Genomic DNA, 18,971 nt, shown 5'->3' on the forward strand with positions numbered 1-18,971 from the left:
AATAACTCGTTTAAACTTACTTAACAGGCGTAAATTTAGCTAATTTATGCCAGTTATACTGAATATTCATATAAAAAATACCATGCAAGCTATGTTATTCCGTCACACCGCTTTCTATTTCATTGGCGACGCTTTTAATCAATCGGCGCATCCACTGATGGTCTGGATTGGTTTGTAATAATGGGCTCCACGCCATTTTCACCTCAAAAGGTTCAATCGCAAATGGGGCTGGTTTGATTAACAAATTAGGATTGTTGCGCTGCAATTGCGCGGCTTTAGTTGGAATAGTAAGGATAAGGTTTTTCTGCTGAGCAAAGAGAATCGCAGATAGGTAATGTCGGGTAAACACCGTGATATTGCGGGTTTTACCAATGCGCATTAATGCTTCATCTATCCAACCGAGCTTTTGCGCTTCACTTGGGTTGATCCCGACTCCAGTTCCCATACCCGTCTTACTTACCCAAATGTGTTGCGCCTTTAAATAAGACAAAATATCAAAGTTGTCGGCTATTGGATTGTCACAGCTAAATAGGCAAGAAAACCCGTCGTGCCAAAGGCTCATCTGATGGAAGGACTGTGGAATATCATCAAAACGGTTGATGATAATATCAACAGTGCCTTGTTCTACATCCTGATAGCTCACATCACTTGGCGTCATTATATCCAGTCGTATTTTCGGTGCTATCTCACTCAACTTCTTGAGCAACGGCTGAATAAGGGTTGATTCAGCATAATCACTCGCCATGATACGGAACACACGTTCACTATCTTCTGCCCTAAACTCAGTGGTGGGTTGCAGCGTCTTTTCTACATTTGCCAATATGTTGCGAACCAGCGGCTGCAACTTTTGCGCGCGCTCAGTTGGAACCATTCCTTCACTGGTTCTCACCAACAGTGGGTCTTCAAACAGATCACGCAATCGGCGCAGCCCATTACTCATAGCTGGCTGAGTGATTCCTAATTGATTTGCAGCTCGTGTTACATTTCTTTCGCGTAGCAGCATATCTAAATACACAAGTAAATTAAGGTCTATACGAGCAATATTCATAAGAAAAATACCGAATATAATAACTATAAATTAACAAAATTATCACATACATGGTTATTCTTTGTCCATGGTTAGATTTAATCCAAATCAAATGACCTCGCCGAATTGGCCAACATGTCCACGTGAAACTAAGGAATAGTTATGTCGCAAATTACACAAGATATCGAAAAGATTGAAGTTGCAAAAAGCGCTGCTGGTGCTCCATGGGATGCAATTAACCCTGAATCTGCTGCTCGTATGCGAGCTCAAAACAAATTCAAAACCGGTTTAGATATTGCGCAATACACGGCTGATATTATGCGTGCAGACATGGCGGCTTACGACAAGGATAGCTCTCAATACACTCAGTCTTTAGGTTGCTGGCATGGTTTCATCGGCCAACAAAAACTGATCTCAATTAAAAAGCACTTTGATGGCAAGACAGATCGCCGCTACTTATACCTTTCGGGTTGGATGGTAGCTGCACTTCGCTCTGACTTCGGTCCACTTCCAGACCAATCAATGCATGAGAAAACATCGGTTGCAGGCCTAGTAGAAGAGCTATACACATTCCTGCGCCAAGCTGATGCACGTGAACTGGGTGGTTTATTCCGTGAGCTAGACGCTGCACGTGAAGCAGGCGACGTTAACCAACAAGACCTTATCCAAGACAAAATCGACAATCACGTAACACACGTGGTGCCAATCATCGCGGATATCGATGCAGGTTTCGGTAACGCAGAAGCGACCTACCTAATGGCTAAGCAGATGATTGAAGCGGGCGCATGTTGTCTACAAATTGAAAACCAAGTTGCCGATGAGAAGCAATGTGGTCACCAAGATGGCAAAGTAACGGTGCCACACGCTGATTTCCACGCAAAACTTCGTGCACTTCGTTACGCTTTCCTTGAACTAGGCATCGACAACGGCGTTATTGTTGCTCGTACCGATTCTCAAGGTGCTGGTCTAACAAAAGAAATCGCCGTAGTGAAAGAGCCGGGCGACCAAGGTGATGTCTACAACTCATACCTAGATGTTGAAGAGATCGATGTTGCAGATATGGCAGAAGGTGACGTTTGCTTTAACCGTGACGGCAAGCTAGTTCGACCTAAGCGTCTACCTTCAGGCTTATACCAATTCCGCGAAGGTACCGGTGAAGACCGTTGTGTATTTGACTGTATTGAAGCTATTAACGCAGGTGCTGATCTACTTTGGATTGAAACTGAGAAACCACACATCGGTCAAATCAAAGAGATGATGGACGGCGTTCGCGAAGTTCACCCTAACGCGAAACTGGTTTACAACAACTCTCCATCATTCAACTGGACACTAAACTTCCGTCAGCAAGCTTACGATGCATTGGTTGCTGAAGGTAAAGATGTATCAGCTTACGATCGTGCGAACCTAATGAGCGCGGAATACGACGAAACTGAACTGTCTGCAAGTGCTGACGACAAGATTCGTACATTCCAAGCGGACGCATCTCGTGAAGCGGGTATCTTCCACCACTTGATCACTCTACCGACTTACCACACTGCTGCTTTGTCTACCGACAACCTAGCTAAAGAGTACTTTGGTGACCAAGGCATGCTGGGTTACGTTGCTAATGTTCAACGTAAGGAAATCCGCCAAGGTATCGCCTGTGTTAAACACCAAAATATGTCTGGTTCAGATATGGGTGACGACCACAAAGAATACTTTGCTGGCGAAAATGCACTAAAGGCAGCGGGTGAAGCGAATACGTCTAATCAATTTGATTAATCGTTAACAGCGTTTCCCCTCTAAAATCTCCCCTTCCCTTTTCCCTGTTAGGTGCTGGGAGGGAGGAGGTTTTGGGATGAAGCTAGTACTGCCAGCTTCATCTCAAAGCCTCAGATTTGTGTTCCACACCACTGTTGCCCTGAAAAATTCTGTTTAAACTGAGCACATTCTGTTTGATGATTTTTCTATTTATTGACATGCCTATTTATTGAGAGTGCCTATGACTTCAATACCGACACACCTACAAGATGCTAAAACACTGCTGTCAGAAAATGGTTTCGCTACTGGTGAGACTTGGTATCACGGTACATCTTCTGCCTTACTTGATTCAATTAAAGCTCAAGGGCTCAAGCGCTCTGGCGACAAATCACTCACCGAAGCTGCCTTAAAAACCATGGCTACTATCGGAAACGACTACACAGAATCCGTCCAACCTATCTTTTTAACTCAGAGTAAAGAGCTCGCGTATTACTGGGCTCAACAAACCGTTCGCGAGCGCAGTGTTCGTTTTGCAGGTACAGAACTACCAGTCGTGTTAGCGGTGAACCTATCAGAACAACAACGTGAAAAAGTAAGACCAGACGTTGGTGCTATGAGTCTACTAATGATGAGTACGGGAGAGCAATTCATAGAACACTTGGGGCAGATCTATCAAGAAAACAACATTGCAGGCCCTGACATAGAATTACGTACTGCTGATCGCATGGACTATCTCAACAAACTTGGGATGGCATATATTGATGAAGACATAAGTCGTGCTTGTGTGAAAGAGTTATAGGAGTTCGAATTCAACAATTTTTATGGGATTCACTACATAACCCCTCTTCAGAATCAAAAATGGCTCCCGTTACGGAGCCATTTGCTATTCTCTGTCTGCAAGCATAGCTTATCTATAAATATAGATTTTCTAAAAATATCAGATATTAAAAACTAAACTATGAGCACAAACGACCTTGTTGTACGGCTTGCATTATTTCGATATCACCTTGAAGAGAGCGATAGACGATGGTATTCCACACTTCACCATTATCCATTTCAAACTCGATAGCATAGTTTAAACCAGCGACTACCTGAGTTCGAACACCCACTATTTTTTTGAGCTTAGCAGTGGTATCCATTTGCCCTAGAACCACATCTAACGCTTGCTTAGCTTCTCGCGTGATGTCACTTTGTGACCAACCGCCGGTCAGGTTCTTAGTGCTACAAATAGGATTCGTTTTCTCTTGTGATTGTTCAGAAACCTCAGTTTTCTGACTACATCCAGCTAACGCAACGACACTAAACAAGGTTGCCAATAGTACTTTCTTCATAAATTCTCTCTACATCTATCATTCACGAGAGGTCACTCGAAATGATGTTTTATATGCAGGAAAGCTTAAACCTCGAATGTCATCACTTCATCAGAGATTACGCTGTAACTAACCCATAAACACAGAACACTGTCAGAAATACAAAGCCGGACACTGATGTCCGGCTTTTATCTGTCTACCTACATGATATTTAACCATTTAAGTAGGTGATGTTTCAGTTAATACTGTTTGTGTTAATGTCTGGTTTATTAATGAAAATACACCAACATTTCGACTTCATCCCCTTGTTGTTCTGCATCGAGCAAGAAGTGCAGATAACCCGCTTCAGTTACCGGTATTTGTAAGTATTCATTGCTTCCATTGGAGTCAGACTGATATTCATGTTGCCCTGCCGTTGGCCAATATGAATTGCTTGCGTATAAGTCGACGTTGCCTGTGTTTGACTGTCCATTTTCCGCATTATTACTTTTATCATTCAGCCACACTCGAACTTCTTGTACACCTTGCGGAACATAGACTGCAGCGTAGCGTCGTTGATGAACGGTAAGGGTTTGAGCGTGACCGGATTCCAATACTACCGGTGTTAAATCATCTTTATCTTGTGTTGGTGGTGTTGGCGTTTCTGTCTCCACAGATGCCACCAATGTCACATTACTAAAATCAGTTCGACCTGTGATACTCATGTAGTAGCGACCTGATTTAATATAACCTGACGGCTCAGGATCAAACGTCACTAACTCATTACTGTCGTCTCGATACTGGCTAAACTCAAAGTCATAGTAATGTGCTTCTCTGTTATAACTCATGTACAGATCCGCATCGCCGTGTCCTTCACCTTCGCGTCGAATTGCAACCTCAAAATGCGTTGCGTTCTCTGGCACATCAACATAGAACAACTGCTCGCTGTACGCCTCACCGCTCAACACCACACTTTGATTTTCAGCAAGTACTTTGACTTGATCTGTCGGTTTTGTAGGGTCCGTCGGCTCTGTAGTATCAATCGGATCTGTTGGCTCACTTGAAACTGTGTCTAACCAACGTTCAAACTCACCATTATATTGCGACCCAAGGGCTCTCACTTGTTGCGCCCATTCAGCAAACTGACCAGAGCGAGATAATACCAATAAGCTTTCTACATCTTGCGGATGTTCTTCCAACATAAAGCGCACCGCTAAGTAACCCCAGCGATAGATACGATTAGTGTCGTGAGAGTATGTAGTCGCGAACACATCCGACAGCGTCATTTTGCCATTGCTTATAAGGCCAACCGCTGCATCGTAGCCTTGCTTGTAATGCATGTACTCGGCAAATCCCTCTAACCACCACACCACATAACCGTGTGCCAGATTGTCGTTAAACGATCCATACTGGTTAAAGCGTGCATCGAGGTAGTGAGTGTATTCATGCTCTAAGTTGAGAATAGAAAGGTCATCGCCATTGGCGTAACGATAAGCCACAAAACGCGCTACGTTACCCACCTCAGCAGGGTTGCCCTCTAAATACTGACCGCCGTTGTCTGTGGTATTACCAAATAAGAATGAAGAGTAATCTATGTAACTGCCTTTGCTGCCAAACACTGCGACTTCAACTCGCTCGTTGTTATCGTCGGCGACAGGTTGTTGCCCCGTATTCGCTACTTGGTGGAAATCGGCCTCTTTGGCAGCCAACACATTACAAGCTTCCATCGCTTGTGCTTGCGTTAAATCTTGTGAGCGAATAATCGCAGGCCCTTGACACTCATGACGATTGGGAAGTATACGTGTTGCTACGTCGTGCTTCGCTTGCTCTAAATCCAGCTCATTCAGCCCTTCTGGTGCATAATAGCCCATCATATCAACTGCCGCTAACCATAACTTATCGTGCTCGCTACCCAGTGGGTTTTGTGCCATCACTTGTTGCATCACTCGCAATGCTTTGTCTTTGGTTGCTTTATCTGGACTTGCCAACAAGCGACCCGTTTCACGCACGGCGTTATAAACCAGAAAGCTCGCATCCGTGTCCAAAGCCCACATGTTATCACGCGCGAATACCGCCAACGTATCGATGTGTTGTGTATGGTTAGCCATGTAATCGTAGAAATCATCTCGAGCAACATGTCCTGCCATTGCGCGAAATAGATTGTTGAGACCATCAACCCATTGAGTATCTTGTGCGGTTTCTCGGTTGAATTGACGAAGTGCCGCAAGCTGTGCATCCATGGTCAGTGGTAATTGCTTAACGTTATCGACCATCAACGTCAGACTTTTCATTGCCCCGACTTGTTCACGACCTTGATCTAGCGCGTTAGGGTTAGCTAAAAAAGCGTTGGTTGATTGAGCAAATCGCTGACTCAACGCTTCGCTGAAGTCTTGTGCTTGCGCGTTATAGCGAACGTAATAAGCCGCACGAATAAACTCGCCAAGGTTCTCCAGTTTACGTGCTTGCTCAGCTTCACCTCGGTAACGGGCAATTTCTAAGTCAAGTGCAGTTTGAATACGGCTTAGACTCGCTTCACTGTAGATATTATCTAATGAATTATCCGGGGCTGAGAACCAAGAGCTATAACAGCTACTGTCCGCAGCTGAAACAGCGAGGGCGAGATCAGGAGGTCGCTGAAGGTCACTAACATCACACTGATGTTGAGCAAAAGTAAAACTGGAAATACTGGCAAGAACAAGAGCCAGTGCCAAACGATGACGTGGAAATAAACGGGTATGAGACATAACAACACTCATGAATTGATTATATATTTAAGGCCGCCGTTATATTCCTTGCAATTCATAAGGTGAATTCTGTTGCGTATTAATTATGAGGTTGGTTCAAAAAATAGATATTTCACACTCATTTATCGAACCCAAAAGTGAGTGCTAGACATGAACACGTCAGGCTAAAAGTATAAAAAACCAACGTAAGATACTGATAATAATATAATTTAATAATTAACATCTACATGATAAAGCGATGTTGTTAAGGGTAAGCGTAAGTAGTAAACTTGGCCCGATTATGCAACTTATGTTTCACGTAATAGATGAGAGTTGTTGTTGCTCACTCTATGTAACGTTACATCACATACTTAAAATAAATGTCCGGTGACTGGTGCCAGATCGAATAAAAATCAATAAACCCAGGCTAGGCTAACTACATGAAATTAACGTCGTCTTTAGACTCACTGTTGGCTAGCAGTCTGTCTATCGAAAAAAAACAACGAGCGCTAATAAAACTCGTTATTGATGCTTATCAGCCACAGGAGCGCGCAGCTCTTTTCCATACCGTCACAAACTATCGTAGAAACCAATTAGAATTACTCTTCTCTGAACACCAAAACAAGAGCTTCTCTGTATTATTTGAATTAATAGATTTCCGGGATCTCATTCAGCGCTATCCAAGCACCTTATCATCCGAGATAACTCAACTTGAAACCGTCGTAGGCCAGTGCTACATGCATTGGTTAGAATTTTGGTGTGAGTGTGAAATTGCCGTAATCAAAGCAAAGTCACCATTAAAAGCACCGCTCCACTCTTCTGTAGATCTTCCCGTTGAAGATAGTGCTTACTATGGTGCGATCATTGAACAGATAGAGAATGATCAACTTATCGTACAAACACCGAGTCACCCACAAGGAATGCCAATATGCGATGCTATCGCTTTGAGCAATCTTGAGGTATTCATAAAGGGTGAAAAATGGTTTGAGATGCTGCCTTTACTGCACCTATCTCAAACGGGTAAGCACTTTATTCTGCTCAAGCACCCAGCTAACGAAGCCTTTCCTACACTGGTTTCTTCTGCGCTCATTCAAGACTGGTCAAAGAATGAAACTTGGTTAAGTTACGCACCGCCGTTCAGTAATGAGCAATGGCAATACTGTTTACCAAGTCATGGTTACGATCAATTAGTAAAGTTACAGCTTTTCACGCCGTCGACACTGTCAAAATGTTACTCTTTGCCTGAATTTGATAATCAGTTCCAATTACAATTGACCGATGAGCGCGCTATTTGTGAAATCCTCCGTCTAACAGTAAGCGGGAATACCCAACAAAAGCTCTACTTCCTCTATCTCGCTCAAAAAGAGTTGATGAGCGTATTACACCAAGTTGGCTACAAAATCGGCTTCACCATTATTGAGCAACCTTTCATGCTTCAGTTTTATCAAGCTATCGACCCGAAAGCCTATTTTCACTCTGGATATTGCGAGTTAAATGGTGACGGTACAACAATTTATCGCGGGTTCTGGAATTTAGAAATGTTGGTAAAAGTGTTCAATGACACAGATTTTCGCCGTTACAAACACCGAGTTCGTGAAAGCAGAAAACTTGTCTCGATAGAAAAACCAAACTCTGTACATAAACCAAGCTCGGTCAATAAGGATGAACATGTTTGATTTCGGCTTAGGAGCAGTCATCCATGCCAAAGCGATAACGCTTCTTGCGACGGTTGCTGTGGTCGTAATGTGGTTACTCTACTATTGCTATCGCCTTAAACAAAAAAACGAAGTGATCGCAGGTACACACCATGCACCTTACATCGCGTACTCGGTTTGTATTGTTGCGTGGATCAGCAGTAACGCCTACTTTCATACCGACTTGTTGCCGGATCTTGGCACTTCAGCCGCAATATTGGCCGCAAAAATTGCCAATCTTGCCTCGTTCTTTGCATTTGCCTTCGCCTACTACTTTTCGTGCCAACTCGCTGCAGAGCAACGTAATGGTAAGGTCCGCCTGTGGCAACAAGCTATTTTCGTTACTTTTACGGTCTACTCCTTCTTTATTAACTTAAGTCCGGGGTTAACCGTTGAAGATGTCACCATTACTGGCCCTAGCAAATTCGTTATTGAATTCGGTCCGCATACGCCATATTTTTTCATTGGAATGATTAGTTTTGTTGTTCTTACACTAAGTAACCTAATGGCCATGCGCGCCAACAGTAGCAAGCTCACATTAACTAAAACCAGCTACATGATTGCAGGTATCTTGGTATTCATGCTGTCGACCGCGACAATCCACCTCGGTATGACCTATTTTTTGCGTGATTTCTCACTCACTTGGTTGCCTCCTGCATTGTCTATTAGTGAAATGTTATTCGTTGGTTATGCCCTGCTAACCTCGCGCTTCTACAGTGTGAAGTATCTCGCCTACATGAGCCTCAACGCGCTGTTGGCTTGTGTTATTTTAGTGATACCTTTCGGCGCTGTATTCATCCCATTGACCGACAACAATCAATGGCTAGTAGCAGTCCCAATCTGCGCACTTATCGGTATCACCTGGCATGTTCTCTACAAACGCGTGAGTCGCTATGCCTCTTTCTTGATTTACGGAAACCCAAAAACACCAGTCCAGCAAATCCTTGCTCTGGAAGAAGATTTCAAGCTCTCTATTGATGATGCGATGCGTCGCTTAGGTCACCTACTACAAATTCCAGAGGACAAGCTACGGCTCATTAACAGTAACTACAATGAAACCCTCTACGAGGATTACCTTTCGACAAACAAGTCAGTTTTGGTGTTCGATGAACTTTCTGAGGAGCTAGGTTACACAGCGCCGATGAAACGCTCAATAAAAGCACTGTATGACAAAATGCGTTCCAACAACACCGCCTTGGTGATGCCGTTGTTTGGCCAGGGTGAGTCAGTCACACACTTATTGGTTTCTTCACACAAGAGCAATGATCAGATGTTCTCTAATGAAGAGATCTCTGCGCTACAGACATTATTAACTCGTGTACAAAGTACCATCGAAGCAGATAAGCGCATTCGCCAAAGTCGAGCACTGGCTAACTCCATTGCCCATGAGATGCGTAACCCGCTTGCTCAAGTACAACTGCATTTCGAAGTACTAAAACAGCACATTGACAATCAAGCGCCTGCGAAACAGATCCTACTTGATATCGAGAACGGCCAAGCTGCGATCCAACGTGGGCGACAGCTGATTGACATCATCTTACGCGAAGTCGGTGATAGCTCACCAGAACATGAACCAATTACGATGACCTCTATTCACAAAGCCGTAGATCAGGCTGTAAGCCATTATGGTTTCGAAAATGAGAATATTATTGAGCGGATTCGTTTACCACAACATGATGATTTTGTAGTAAAACTGAATGAGACCTTATTTAACTTCGTTATTTTTAACTTAATACGTAATGCGATCTATTACTTTGACTCGTATCCAGATAGCCAAATTGAAATCAGTACCACAGTCGGATCTTACGAAAACGTACTCAAATTCCGAGATACAGGCCCAGGCATTGACGAAACCATTTCTCACAAGATCTTCGATGACTTTTTTTCTCACCAAAAAAGCGGTGGTAGCGGCTTAGGCTTAGGTTATTGCCAACGCGTTATGCGCTCATTTGGTGGTAGAGTTGAATGCCAATCTAAACTTGGTGAGTTTACTGAGTTCAAGTTGTATTTCCCGGTTGTGCCTAACGCTCCCAAAGCAGCCACGCTGCGTACACCTTACTTCAATGATTGGAAACAAAGCCAAACAACGGCAGAAGATAAAGCCAAAGCCGACGTTCAGCCAGTAAAACAAGCAGGGAGTGGTAGCCAAGCACCGACAGTACTTATTGTCGACGACAAAGAAATACAACGTACGCTTGTTCAAATGTATTTAACTCGACTTGGGGTTAACAGCATACAAGCAAAAAACGGTGAAAATGCCATCGAACTGTGTAGAACCAACCAAGTAGACTTGATCTTAATGGATGTGCAAATGCCAGTAATGAATGGCTTTGACGCAAGCCAAGTAATCAAGGCTCGTTCGCCCCATGTACCTATCATTGCACTGTCTGGAGAGTCAGGACAATACGAATTAGATATGATACGTAAATTGATGGATGGCCGCCTAGAAAAGCCGACCTCATTGGATGCGCTACAACATGTGCTCGACAACTGGTTAAGCAATTACGTTAAGCCCAACGCTTTTAAAGTAACAGAAAGTGATTAGTGATGCCGCTAATCATTTGGCACAAGCAACCAATTAAATACATGACTTAATAAACAATCCATTGGTTAGCTAAAATCCCTTCAAAAGTTTTACTTGAAGGGATTTAATTTAAGTAACAACAAGGTAGCCTCCATGCTAAGGCCGATATATCTATTATGATTAAAATATAAATCATGACTTAACATTAACTACACTACTTTGTTATTGACTTGATAACTTTTCAATAAAACAGAGTCCAATTTTTTATTTTTCGCTACATACATGGCCTTATCAGCTGAATTAATAAGTTGCTCGTAGCTATCACCGTCATCGGGAAAGTAGGATATACCGATACTTGCACCCACTTGGTAATCAGTACTGTCAATAGAAACTGTTCGCGTTATAGCGCTAACTAATTGTGTTTTTTTGTCTAAGACTGACTCTTTATCATCAAGCAAATCTAAACCAATAACAAACTCATCACCTCCGTATCGACTGACAAGATCGGTACATCGAGTATTTTCTCGCAAACGTTCGGCTACCTTAACTAAAACTTGATCACCAACTCGGTGTCCGTGATTATCATTTATAGATTTGAATTTATCCAAATCTATAAACAGAACTCCTATAATTCTTCCCGTTCGTTGGGCTCTTGATATCATCGCCTTAAGGCTCACTTCAAAGGAACGTCGATTCATCACTCCGGTTAAGGAATCGTGATCTGACAAATATTCCAGTGCAACCTTTTGCCGTTTAAGCTCTAGTGTTTGTTTATTAACTTCATTTTCCAATACAGATTTTGTCACTACATTTTGCTCTAATTCCTCACTCATAGTGTTGAAAGCTTCACCTAAAGAACTAAATTCTAGGTCAATATTGGCACATTCTATCCGATGAGAAAAATCGCGAGCCTTGATCTTCATTATCCCTTCAGATATAGCTGTCGATCCTGTCCGGAACTTTCTAAGCAAACGGTAAGAGATTGCTGTGATAGCGAAAAAAAACAGAGCGAGTACTCGCGTAATATCAATGATTGTATTTTCGGTCCTCTTCTCCGTTTGTAATAACTCTCTTTTTTGCTGGGTCGCTAAGTGTTCATGTATGTTTTGTATTAACATGTTATATCGAGCGTTTAGTAATGCACGCCTTTGCATCAGGGAGTTTGAATCTTGAATCGAATTTTTTACAACTATTTGAAACTTCTTATCTTGCTCAATCAATTCTTCAAGTTGGGTATTTAGCAATTTAATTTTTTTTATTTGAGGTTTTGGAATATTAGATTCTTCTATACCAAGAGAAAACTTGGCCTGCTGATTAACTAAGTTATTATAACTCTTATTGTCTTGATACTCTAAGAATAGCCATAATTGCCCTTGTAGAGAACTGACTTCTCTTTGAAGATTAACAAGCTGGTTTTGGTTATTAGTCGCAATGATATGGCTGTTGTAGAGTTCATAAAGCAACCATGCTGTCGAAAAAGCCATCACCACGCTAATACCGAGTAAAATTTTCATCTTAAATATTAAAGAATGAATCATTTAATGGCTCCGCTTGTTTGAAGATCACGATACGCAGCATCGTCAATAAATGACCTAACGTCTATGGGCTCTCCTTCTATTATTTTTCTTTCTGAGGCCCACCTCGCTTGTAGCTGTAAATTTGAAAGCAAAGTATAACCGTTAGTTAATTCAAATATGTAATCCCCCCACGCCCACTTAACCTGCTGAGGGTTAACTCCTAATTCATTTGAGATCAACGAAATACTTTCACTAGGGTAATTTTCAATCCATTGAGTCGCTTGATAAATTGCAGACAAAATTTCTTTATCTGTCGAACTTAATATGGTTCTAGGCGATTTTGCGAGTAAATTGAAAGAAAGTTGATAAATACCCTTTAATCCTAAATCAATGACAGGCGTCGTCGATAATAACGAAGCTTTATATCCATATGGCTCCCAGACGGATATGGCATCAACTTGAAAAGAAAGTAAAGCGGATACCATTTCATGAGGTTGAAGATATACTCTTTCAACATCGAGCTCCTGAAGTGCATTTGATATTAAGAGAAAGTCAAAATACAATTCGCTGGCACTTGATTTGATAATTCCAACTTTTTTCCCTGATAAGTCTTGAAGGCTATTTATCTTTAATTGCTCAAGGGTCAGTAGTTTTATATCGTTGCTCGAAGTAACGAAGCTTGCAAGTATTAATATATTATTGTATTGATGCTGATTAAATAGAGCAACAGTCCCAGACGCCGTCGCATAGTCCACAGTATTATTTTGAAGTAAGTTTGCGCAATTTACGCCACCTTCACATGGGATGAGTTCAACATCGATACCGTTATCAACGAAAAAGCCCAACCTTTCTGCTATAAACAAAGGTGTACTAAGCGGAGTTAAAGAAACGGCAATTTTTACCTTGGGAATATGGCCTGTTTGGGGTGTTCTGCTTACGCCAAAACTCGACCATCCACAGATTAAGGTGGCAATCACAGCAACTATAATCCCTTTCATTTTTAAAGCCCTGCAGTAACTTATCGTATAATTTCAATCTTAGACTACAAAAAACGAGGAAGCTATATCTACCCAAATCTAGATTAGATTTTGTATTGGCTATGTAGTTATGAGAATTGATGAACATAACCCTCAATAACGTGGTAGGTAGACTTGCCCATGACAGATTCCAGTTATTGAGTGTAGGAGTATACCAAACACCTCAATCTCAAGACAAAATGCCGAAATCGTTCAGAAACAGAATGCCGATAGTTTTCACTATACCCGCCTAGGTGAATCACTCGAAGATGTCGATGAACTATTGGTATACGAAGTGATGACGAAAAATTGCGTTACGCATACTTCAATATCAAAGAAAGCAGAAAAATATACAGTTTTAGCGAGATAAGTGAATTACAACAACCGATTCTTATATTGTTCAGGGGTACTTCCCGAATATTTTTTGAACATTGAAATGAACGGGCTGGCTTGGTTATAACCTAAAGTGAGAGCAACCTCTTTGACTGATTGGCCGTTTCTCAACAAATCCATAGAGTACAAGTAGCGTACTCTCAATCGCCACTCCGTAAAACTCATCCCTAACTCACTCTGGCAATGTCGTGACAAAGTACGCTCTGTCGTGTGTACTTTTTCTGCCCAATCTTTTAAGGAAATATCATCAGTCGGGTTTTCTTCTATAGCGGATAGGATCGGCGCTAAGTATTTGTTGTCTGTCGATGGTAAAAAATGATGCTCAACCTGACGCTCAGCCAATTGATCCAGTAATACTTGGATTAGTCTTTGGTCTTGCTCGCTCTCAGCAACATTGATGCTTCTCTGACGAAAGTCATCAATGATCGAAGACACAATTGGAGTAATCGTTATTAAGCTTGTTTTTTCAGGCAAGTGATGAGTTAACTCACGAGCGATATTTAGTGAACAGTAGTCCAATGGCTTACGGTTGTAACTACAGTGCGTCACCCCAGCAGGTACCCAAATAGCTAAATGTGGCGGTGCTAGGAAGCGAGTATTTTCAGCTTCCATTTCAAGAATTCCACCGCTGATCAACTGCACTTGCCCCCAAGGGTGGCTATGTACACGAGTTTCGGTGTTCGATAAGAACGCTTCGAAATTCATAAATACGTTGGATGGTGCCTTATCAATTGATAAGGATGGGTGAAGGTTTCTCGAGTGTTTTTTCAAACTTGTCTTCCTATCGCGCCTGATGTCTTTTTAAAGATATCTATAAGTATAACGACCTGTCAAACTAGCCGCATCAAATCATTTGCAACGGAACTAACATGTATTACCTCTTACCATTTTTTACGGTCTGTATATGGGGCGCAAATGCAATCGTCAATAAACTTGCAGCAAGCGCCATTGAACCTAGCGCAATGAGTTTTTACCGCTGGTTCATCGCGATGTTAATTCTTACTCCTTTTTGTATACGTTCAGTGATAAAACAATGGGCAATAATCAAGCCTAACCTACCTAAGCTCGCTTTCCTTGGCTTTTTAGGCATGGCGATGAACCAATCTCTGGGTTATTACGCGGGTTTAACGACAACGGCTTCTAACATGGCATTGATCACTTCTTTGGTACCATTGTTCAGTGTCTTCTTGAGCGTTCCTTTACTACACAAATCGATTTCACGCTTAAGTATTATTGGTGGTGTATTGTCATTGTCGGGTTTGGCACTAATGCTTGGTAAAGGAGAGCCTCTGTTCTTCATCCATCAAGAACTCACTCAAGGTGATGGGTACATGCTGATTGCAGCACTCGTTTACGCTTCTTATTGTGTTTTGCTAAAACGTTGGAAAATGCCAGTTAGCAGCGGAGTTGTTATTTATGTTCAAGGTTTGTTTGCCGTAGCGATGTTGACTCCACTTTGGTTGACAAGTAAGCAACTAATACCATCACAGCAAGCCATCCCGCTCATAGCTTACGCTGCGGTTGCTGCTTCTATTCTCGCGCCATGGATGTGGGTGAAGGCGATTGACACCATAGGAGCAGATTCCAGTGCGATGTTTATGAACTTAATGCCTGTTGTCGCGATTGTACTGGCTGCTACATGGTTAGGTGAAGAGATTAATCAATTCCATATCATTGGCGGTGTGATGGTGATCTCTGGTGTTATTCTCGCGCAAATTAAAAGAAAACCGATACTTGAAGCGCCTTTGCCACAGCAAAGCTAAGCTCGGTTAGATTACGACATTTCCTCAGTACCTGCTCCTTAGCTACAGTGAGCTTTTGCAACAAGTTCACAAGGTGGGAAAATCAACTTGAACGTGTAACGTGATTAAAAAATCACTTAATGTACTTTTAACATTAATGTCTTTACAAGATTGAAGTTAGTACCAAGTGTACATAAGTAATTACCAATCAATAATCCGAAAGGCAAAACTCACGGGAAGGATCTATACTTTGTAAAAGAGTAAAAGATGAGCTGATTAACAAAACAATCTAACTACCACTTTAGTGTTAAGTGAGCTAGAATCATTTAAACTACACCAGACAAACAGCGGTTAGTTGGCAAATATAAAAAGGTACCAATATGAGTATCTAATGGCTTAAAAACACCTAGCATCGCGCTAGGTGTTTTTTCTTCTCCTCAGCTTACTCACAAGATAGCCACCTAGCGTTTACCTCTCGCCTCCCACACCAATAGACATCATTATTCACCGGTTCGTCATCTGTTTGAAAAAATAGTCTTAACCGTGAGATTATCCACTTTAATTTATGTCATCTTAAGTATATTGTTATTAGCAAGTAACAAACATGTTATGCAGCACAATAATAATGAAGGAAGATAGATGAGCAGTAACAATAGCCCAAAAAATGGTAAACGAGACGTTATACTGCGTTTTTTAGCTGAGCCTGGGGACGTGAACTTTGGTGGTAAGGTTCATGGGGGAGCAGTAATGAAATGGGTCGATTTAGCGGCTTATGCCTGTTCTGCAGGGTGGAGTGGTAAGTATTGTATAACGGCCTATGCCGGCGGTATCCGATTTGTCGCACCAATCCATGTAGGCAACTTGGTGGAGGTCAGCGCGAAGGTAATCTACACGGGGTCATCTTCAATGCATATTGCAATAGACGTTCAAGCGAGCGATCCAAAAGACCTTAACAACCGCCTGACGACTCACTGTATTGTTATTATGGTGGCTGTAGATGAAAATGGCACTCCAACTAAAGTGCCTGAATGGGTTCCTGAAACACCAGAAGACATCGAGTTAAGAGATTCTGCTATTCGTCTAATGAAAATGCGAAAACAAATTGGCGAAGAGATGGAAGCGCACGTGAAGTACCTTAAATAAGGTCATGCTACACTACGTAGATTTATTAATATGCCAAGCACATGCTTGGCATTTGTGTATCTAATACCCCACACAAATAAAACCGCTAAAAATTCAATGTTGTCGATAGAACGTGATATTCAGCCAAAGGCTGGAATGATTTAACGCTGGTTCACTGATTTATTTTGACTGTAATAAAGTCGTCATTTTGCTCTGATTAAATACCACCACTCATAATAGATTGTATTTTATTTCCCCGGAGCCAAACTTGAGCGTGACACCCCCTACTCTTAGCGAAGCTACACTGAACAATTTGAAGGCTGTTGAGTATCAATGGGTTAGAACGTTGTACGTCGAAGGCTACGACAACAATGAGATTAACCACTATATCCAGACTTGTTTCGGCGGTGACCCAACTTTTGCGGATTTATTTCGTCGCGTCGCACTCGATCAAGAAAGCATCTATGTGTTGTTGCAGCATTTGGGTTGCGCGCCTTCGAGCAGAGAATTCTAATATTAAAAATTACTGGGCTATCCAAAGTCGATAAAAATCGCTATAGCCTGTATTTCTAACTTGAACTCCTCTGACTTGTTGAGTTTTGGACGTTTCCTCATAACCACAAAATAAAGGCAGATAGGTATAACTTAAACGTAAACTCCTTTCTATCTCCAACAGCTCATTAGATGCTAATTCGCTACTTATCGCTCGCTTTATCCTAGCTTGATGCTCATCCATTTGAAAACGGTCAAAACTAAACCGTAATCCCGTTGACACACTTAACCATTCGTAAGTTCCGTAATCGATTGGAGCCTCTATTACATCTTCAATAAGGAGAATATCCGCTAACTCAGACACTAAATGAGGGTGACTAATGTTATCGACGATAATAACTTCCAACTCGAGTCCTGTTGAACGGATAACATCATGTAGCCATTGAGAATTACGAATTAAATATGGAATTGTCCATCTGGGTTCAGCTAAGACGATCTTCCCTCTCAAACTTGGGCAAGCGATTATCTCAGGCTTAGCTTTACAAGGTTCAAATGCCAAGCTTTCGACCGCATTAATAGGATCATATAGCTGTTTTTGCTGATGGATATAATCAGCTAGCTCACACCACGTCTCACGAGAGATGCTCGCACCAAGCCTTTCGCGATAAGTTAGGTAAAATAGAGAGCTAATACTTTGAATTTCAACTTGATCCGATGGGCAATTGAAACTGATCATATGTTGCATATCTACATCGGCATACGACAAAGTGACTCGTTCTAACAAAGCTCGAGTAGAGAAGTAATCTTTATGTGCTTGCAGCTGAATACTGTCTTGGCACCAGCGTTCAATCTTGAACGGCCCAGTCCCAATATGATAACTGTATTGACCGTCAAAGTTTTGTATATCTCGACACACAATAGATGCGTTAGACATAGCTAACATATAAGGAAAAAACTTGTTAGCATACTTTAGAGTAATAACTAAACAGTTAGGTGCGACTGCATCTACGCGTTCAGCGCATTGCCATAAGTCTTTTATAGGTCCATCACCCTCAATTAAACGCCTAATACTCCAAACCACATCTTTAACTTGCAAAAGCTCACCATCATGTCGGTAAACACCGGGACGCAGCCAAAGAGTCATTGTTTTGTCTTCCATTACCCAATCGTGGGCTAGGGAAGGCATTAAGTCACCATCTGGACTCTGAACCAGCAAAACATCATATACACTTTTTGCGATATGCAGTTCTGCATGACGAAAAGTTTTGATTGGATCAATAGTGTTTACCCATGGATAGGCAGCTATCAATACAGCATTACTTGATTCGTTTTCTTGGTTGAGGTGTTCGGTCGCCAAAGTAAGGGCTCGGACGGCTGTCGAACCATATAGATCGACAAGGCGGGAAACTAATTTAAAACTGCCTTTATTCAATTCGCTAATCAATAATTCGGTAATTGCTTGTTGCAAAGATCTTTTAATTGTAAGTTTGCTAGGATTACTCCTACCTACTGCAGGAGTCCATTCTATCCAACCTTGTTCGGACAGCTTTTTCATAACAATTGATACATTGCGTTTGGAAGTACATAACGCAATCTCTAATTCGCCTAAGCCTACCGAATGGGATAAGTGAACCTCAAAATGCTTAAGTAGCTGATCTAAATGTCTAAGGTTTACATCATTCACAAAACAAT

General features: G+C 41.9%; 14 protein-coding genes. 7 read left to right on the forward strand and 7 right to left on the reverse strand.

What is annotated here, in order from left to right:
• Positions 1 to 94: 94 nt before the first annotated feature.
• Positions 95 to 1,048, reverse strand: a complete 954-nt coding sequence (locus OCT63_RS00540; RefSeq protein ID WP_017057927.1) for a LysR family transcriptional regulator — start codon at positions 1,046 to 1,048, stop codon at positions 95 to 97.
• A gap of 141 nt (positions 1,049 to 1,189) precedes the next feature.
• Between OCT63_RS00540 and OCT63_RS00545 the strand changes: the two genes are divergently transcribed.
• Together OCT63_RS00545 and OCT63_RS00550 are read left to right on the forward strand one after the other, a co-directional pair.
• On the forward strand, positions 1,190 to 2,788 hold the full coding sequence (locus OCT63_RS00545; protein WP_269982998.1) for an isocitrate lyase: 1,599 nt from the start codon (positions 1,190 to 1,192) through the stop codon (positions 2,786 to 2,788).
• Between the two features lie 220 nt (positions 2,789 to 3,008).
• Positions 3,009 to 3,566: an RNA 2'-phosphotransferase gene (locus OCT63_RS00550; RefSeq protein WP_161678637.1), complete on the forward strand. Its 558-nt coding sequence runs from the start codon at positions 3,009 to 3,011 to the stop codon at positions 3,564 to 3,566.
• A 157-nt stretch (positions 3,567 to 3,723) separates the two neighbouring features.
• Here OCT63_RS00550 and OCT63_RS00555 read toward each other — a convergent pair whose 3' ends face one another.
• Positions 3,724 to 4,098, reverse strand: coding sequence for a cystatin family protein (locus OCT63_RS00555; protein WP_269982999.1), 375 nt, complete (start codon positions 4,096 to 4,098; stop codon positions 3,724 to 3,726).
• Positions 4,099 to 4,346: 248 nt separating this feature from the next.
• A complete protein-coding gene (locus tag OCT63_RS00560; RefSeq protein WP_269983000.1) occupies positions 4,347 to 6,800 on the reverse strand; it encodes a M9 family metallopeptidase in 2,454 nt (817 codons plus the stop codon).
• A 419-nt stretch (positions 6,801 to 7,219) separates the two neighbouring features.
• Between OCT63_RS00560 and OCT63_RS00565 the strand changes: the two genes are divergently transcribed.
• Positions 7,220 to 8,455, forward strand: a complete 1,236-nt coding sequence (locus tag OCT63_RS00565; protein ID WP_269983001.1) for an acyl-homoserine-lactone synthase — start codon at positions 7,220 to 7,222, stop codon at positions 8,453 to 8,455.
• Positions 8,448 to 11,018, forward strand: a complete 2,571-nt coding sequence (luxN, locus tag OCT63_RS00570; protein WP_269983002.1) for a quorum-sensing autoinducer 1 sensor kinase/phosphatase LuxN — start codon at positions 8,448 to 8,450, stop codon at positions 11,016 to 11,018. Before OCT63_RS00565 ends, luxN begins: the two co-directional genes overlap by 8 nt.
• A 188-nt stretch (positions 11,019 to 11,206) precedes the next feature.
• Here luxN and OCT63_RS00575 read toward each other — a convergent pair whose 3' ends face one another.
• The 3 genes from OCT63_RS00575 to OCT63_RS00590 all read right to left on the reverse strand — a co-directional run bounded on the left by OCT63_RS00575 (position 11,207) and on the right by OCT63_RS00590 (position 14,694).
• Positions 11,207 to 12,535: a GGDEF domain-containing protein gene (locus OCT63_RS00575; RefSeq protein ID WP_060469305.1), complete on the reverse strand. Its 1,329-nt coding sequence runs from the start codon at positions 12,533 to 12,535 to the stop codon at positions 11,207 to 11,209.
• Positions 12,532 to 13,512, reverse strand: a complete 981-nt coding sequence (locus tag OCT63_RS00580; protein WP_269983003.1) for an ABC transporter substrate-binding protein — start codon at positions 13,510 to 13,512, stop codon at positions 12,532 to 12,534. Before OCT63_RS00580 ends, OCT63_RS00575 begins: the two co-directional genes overlap by 4 nt.
• Before the next feature lie 393 nt (positions 13,513 to 13,905).
• Positions 13,906 to 14,694 (reverse strand): AraC family transcriptional regulator, encoded by a 789-nt coding sequence (locus OCT63_RS00590; RefSeq protein WP_060469303.1) that lies wholly within the window; start codon positions 14,692 to 14,694, stop codon positions 13,906 to 13,908.
• Positions 14,695 to 14,792: 98 nt separating this feature from the next.
• On the opposite strand from OCT63_RS00590, the gene OCT63_RS00595 reads away from it, so the two are divergent.
• From OCT63_RS00595 to OCT63_RS00605, 3 genes are all read left to right on the forward strand, one after another.
• On the forward strand, positions 14,793 to 15,686 hold the full coding sequence (locus OCT63_RS00595) for a DMT family transporter (RefSeq protein ID WP_269983004.1): 894 nt from the start codon (positions 14,793 to 14,795) through the stop codon (positions 15,684 to 15,686).
• A 618-nt stretch (positions 15,687 to 16,304) separates the two neighbouring features.
• Positions 16,305 to 16,808, forward strand: coding sequence for an acyl-CoA thioesterase (locus OCT63_RS00600; protein WP_269983005.1), 504 nt, complete (start codon positions 16,305 to 16,307; stop codon positions 16,806 to 16,808).
• A gap of 247 nt (positions 16,809 to 17,055) precedes the next feature.
• A complete protein-coding gene (locus OCT63_RS00605) occupies positions 17,056 to 17,301 on the forward strand; it encodes a hypothetical protein (RefSeq protein WP_060469302.1) in 246 nt (81 codons plus the stop codon).
• Positions 17,302 to 17,310: 9 nt separating this feature from the next.
• On the opposite strand, the gene OCT63_RS00610 is transcribed toward OCT63_RS00605, so the two are convergent.
• Positions 17,311 to 18,963, reverse strand: a complete 1,653-nt coding sequence (locus OCT63_RS00610; protein ID WP_269983006.1) for an ABC transporter substrate-binding protein — start codon at positions 18,961 to 18,963, stop codon at positions 17,311 to 17,313.
• Positions 18,964 to 18,971 lie beyond the last annotated feature (8 nt).

The organism is Vibrio sp. RW (assembly GCF_027587105.1).
GTDB classification, from domain to species: Bacteria; Pseudomonadota; Gammaproteobacteria; order Enterobacterales; family Vibrionaceae; genus Vibrio; species Vibrio toranzoniae.

Bases quoted from the DNA above. Each gene is read 5' to 3' on its own strand.
- OCT63_RS00540 (WP_017057927.1), bottom strand. From the start codon at position 1,048: ATGAATATTGCTCGTATAGACCTTAATTTACTTGTGTATTTAGATATG.
- OCT63_RS00545 (WP_269982998.1), top strand. From the start codon at position 1,190: ATGTCGCAAATTACACAAGATATCGAAAAGATTGAAGTTGCAAAAAGC.
- OCT63_RS00550 (WP_161678637.1), top strand. From the start codon at position 3,009: ATGACTTCAATACCGACACACCTACAAGATGCTAAAACACTGCTGTCA.
- OCT63_RS00555 (WP_269982999.1), bottom strand. From the start codon at position 4,098: ATGAAGAAAGTACTATTGGCAACCTTGTTTAGTGTCGTTGCGTTAGCT.
- OCT63_RS00560 (WP_269983000.1), bottom strand. From the start codon at position 6,800: ATGTCTCATACCCGTTTATTTCCACGTCATCGTTTGGCACTGGCTCTT.
- OCT63_RS00565 (WP_269983001.1), top strand. From the start codon at position 7,220: ATGAAATTAACGTCGTCTTTAGACTCACTGTTGGCTAGCAGTCTGTCT.
- luxN (WP_269983002.1), top strand. From the start codon at position 8,448: ATGTTTGATTTCGGCTTAGGAGCAGTCATCCATGCCAAAGCGATAACG.
- OCT63_RS00575 (WP_060469305.1), bottom strand. From the start codon at position 12,535: ATGATTCATTCTTTAATATTTAAGATGAAAATTTTACTCGGTATTAGC.
- OCT63_RS00580 (WP_269983003.1), bottom strand. From the start codon at position 13,512: ATGAAAGGGATTATAGTTGCTGTGATTGCCACCTTAATCTGTGGATGG.
- OCT63_RS00595 (WP_269983004.1), top strand. From the start codon at position 14,793: ATGTATTACCTCTTACCATTTTTTACGGTCTGTATATGGGGCGCAAAT.
- OCT63_RS00600 (WP_269983005.1), top strand. From the start codon at position 16,305: ATGAGCAGTAACAATAGCCCAAAAAATGGTAAACGAGACGTTATACTG.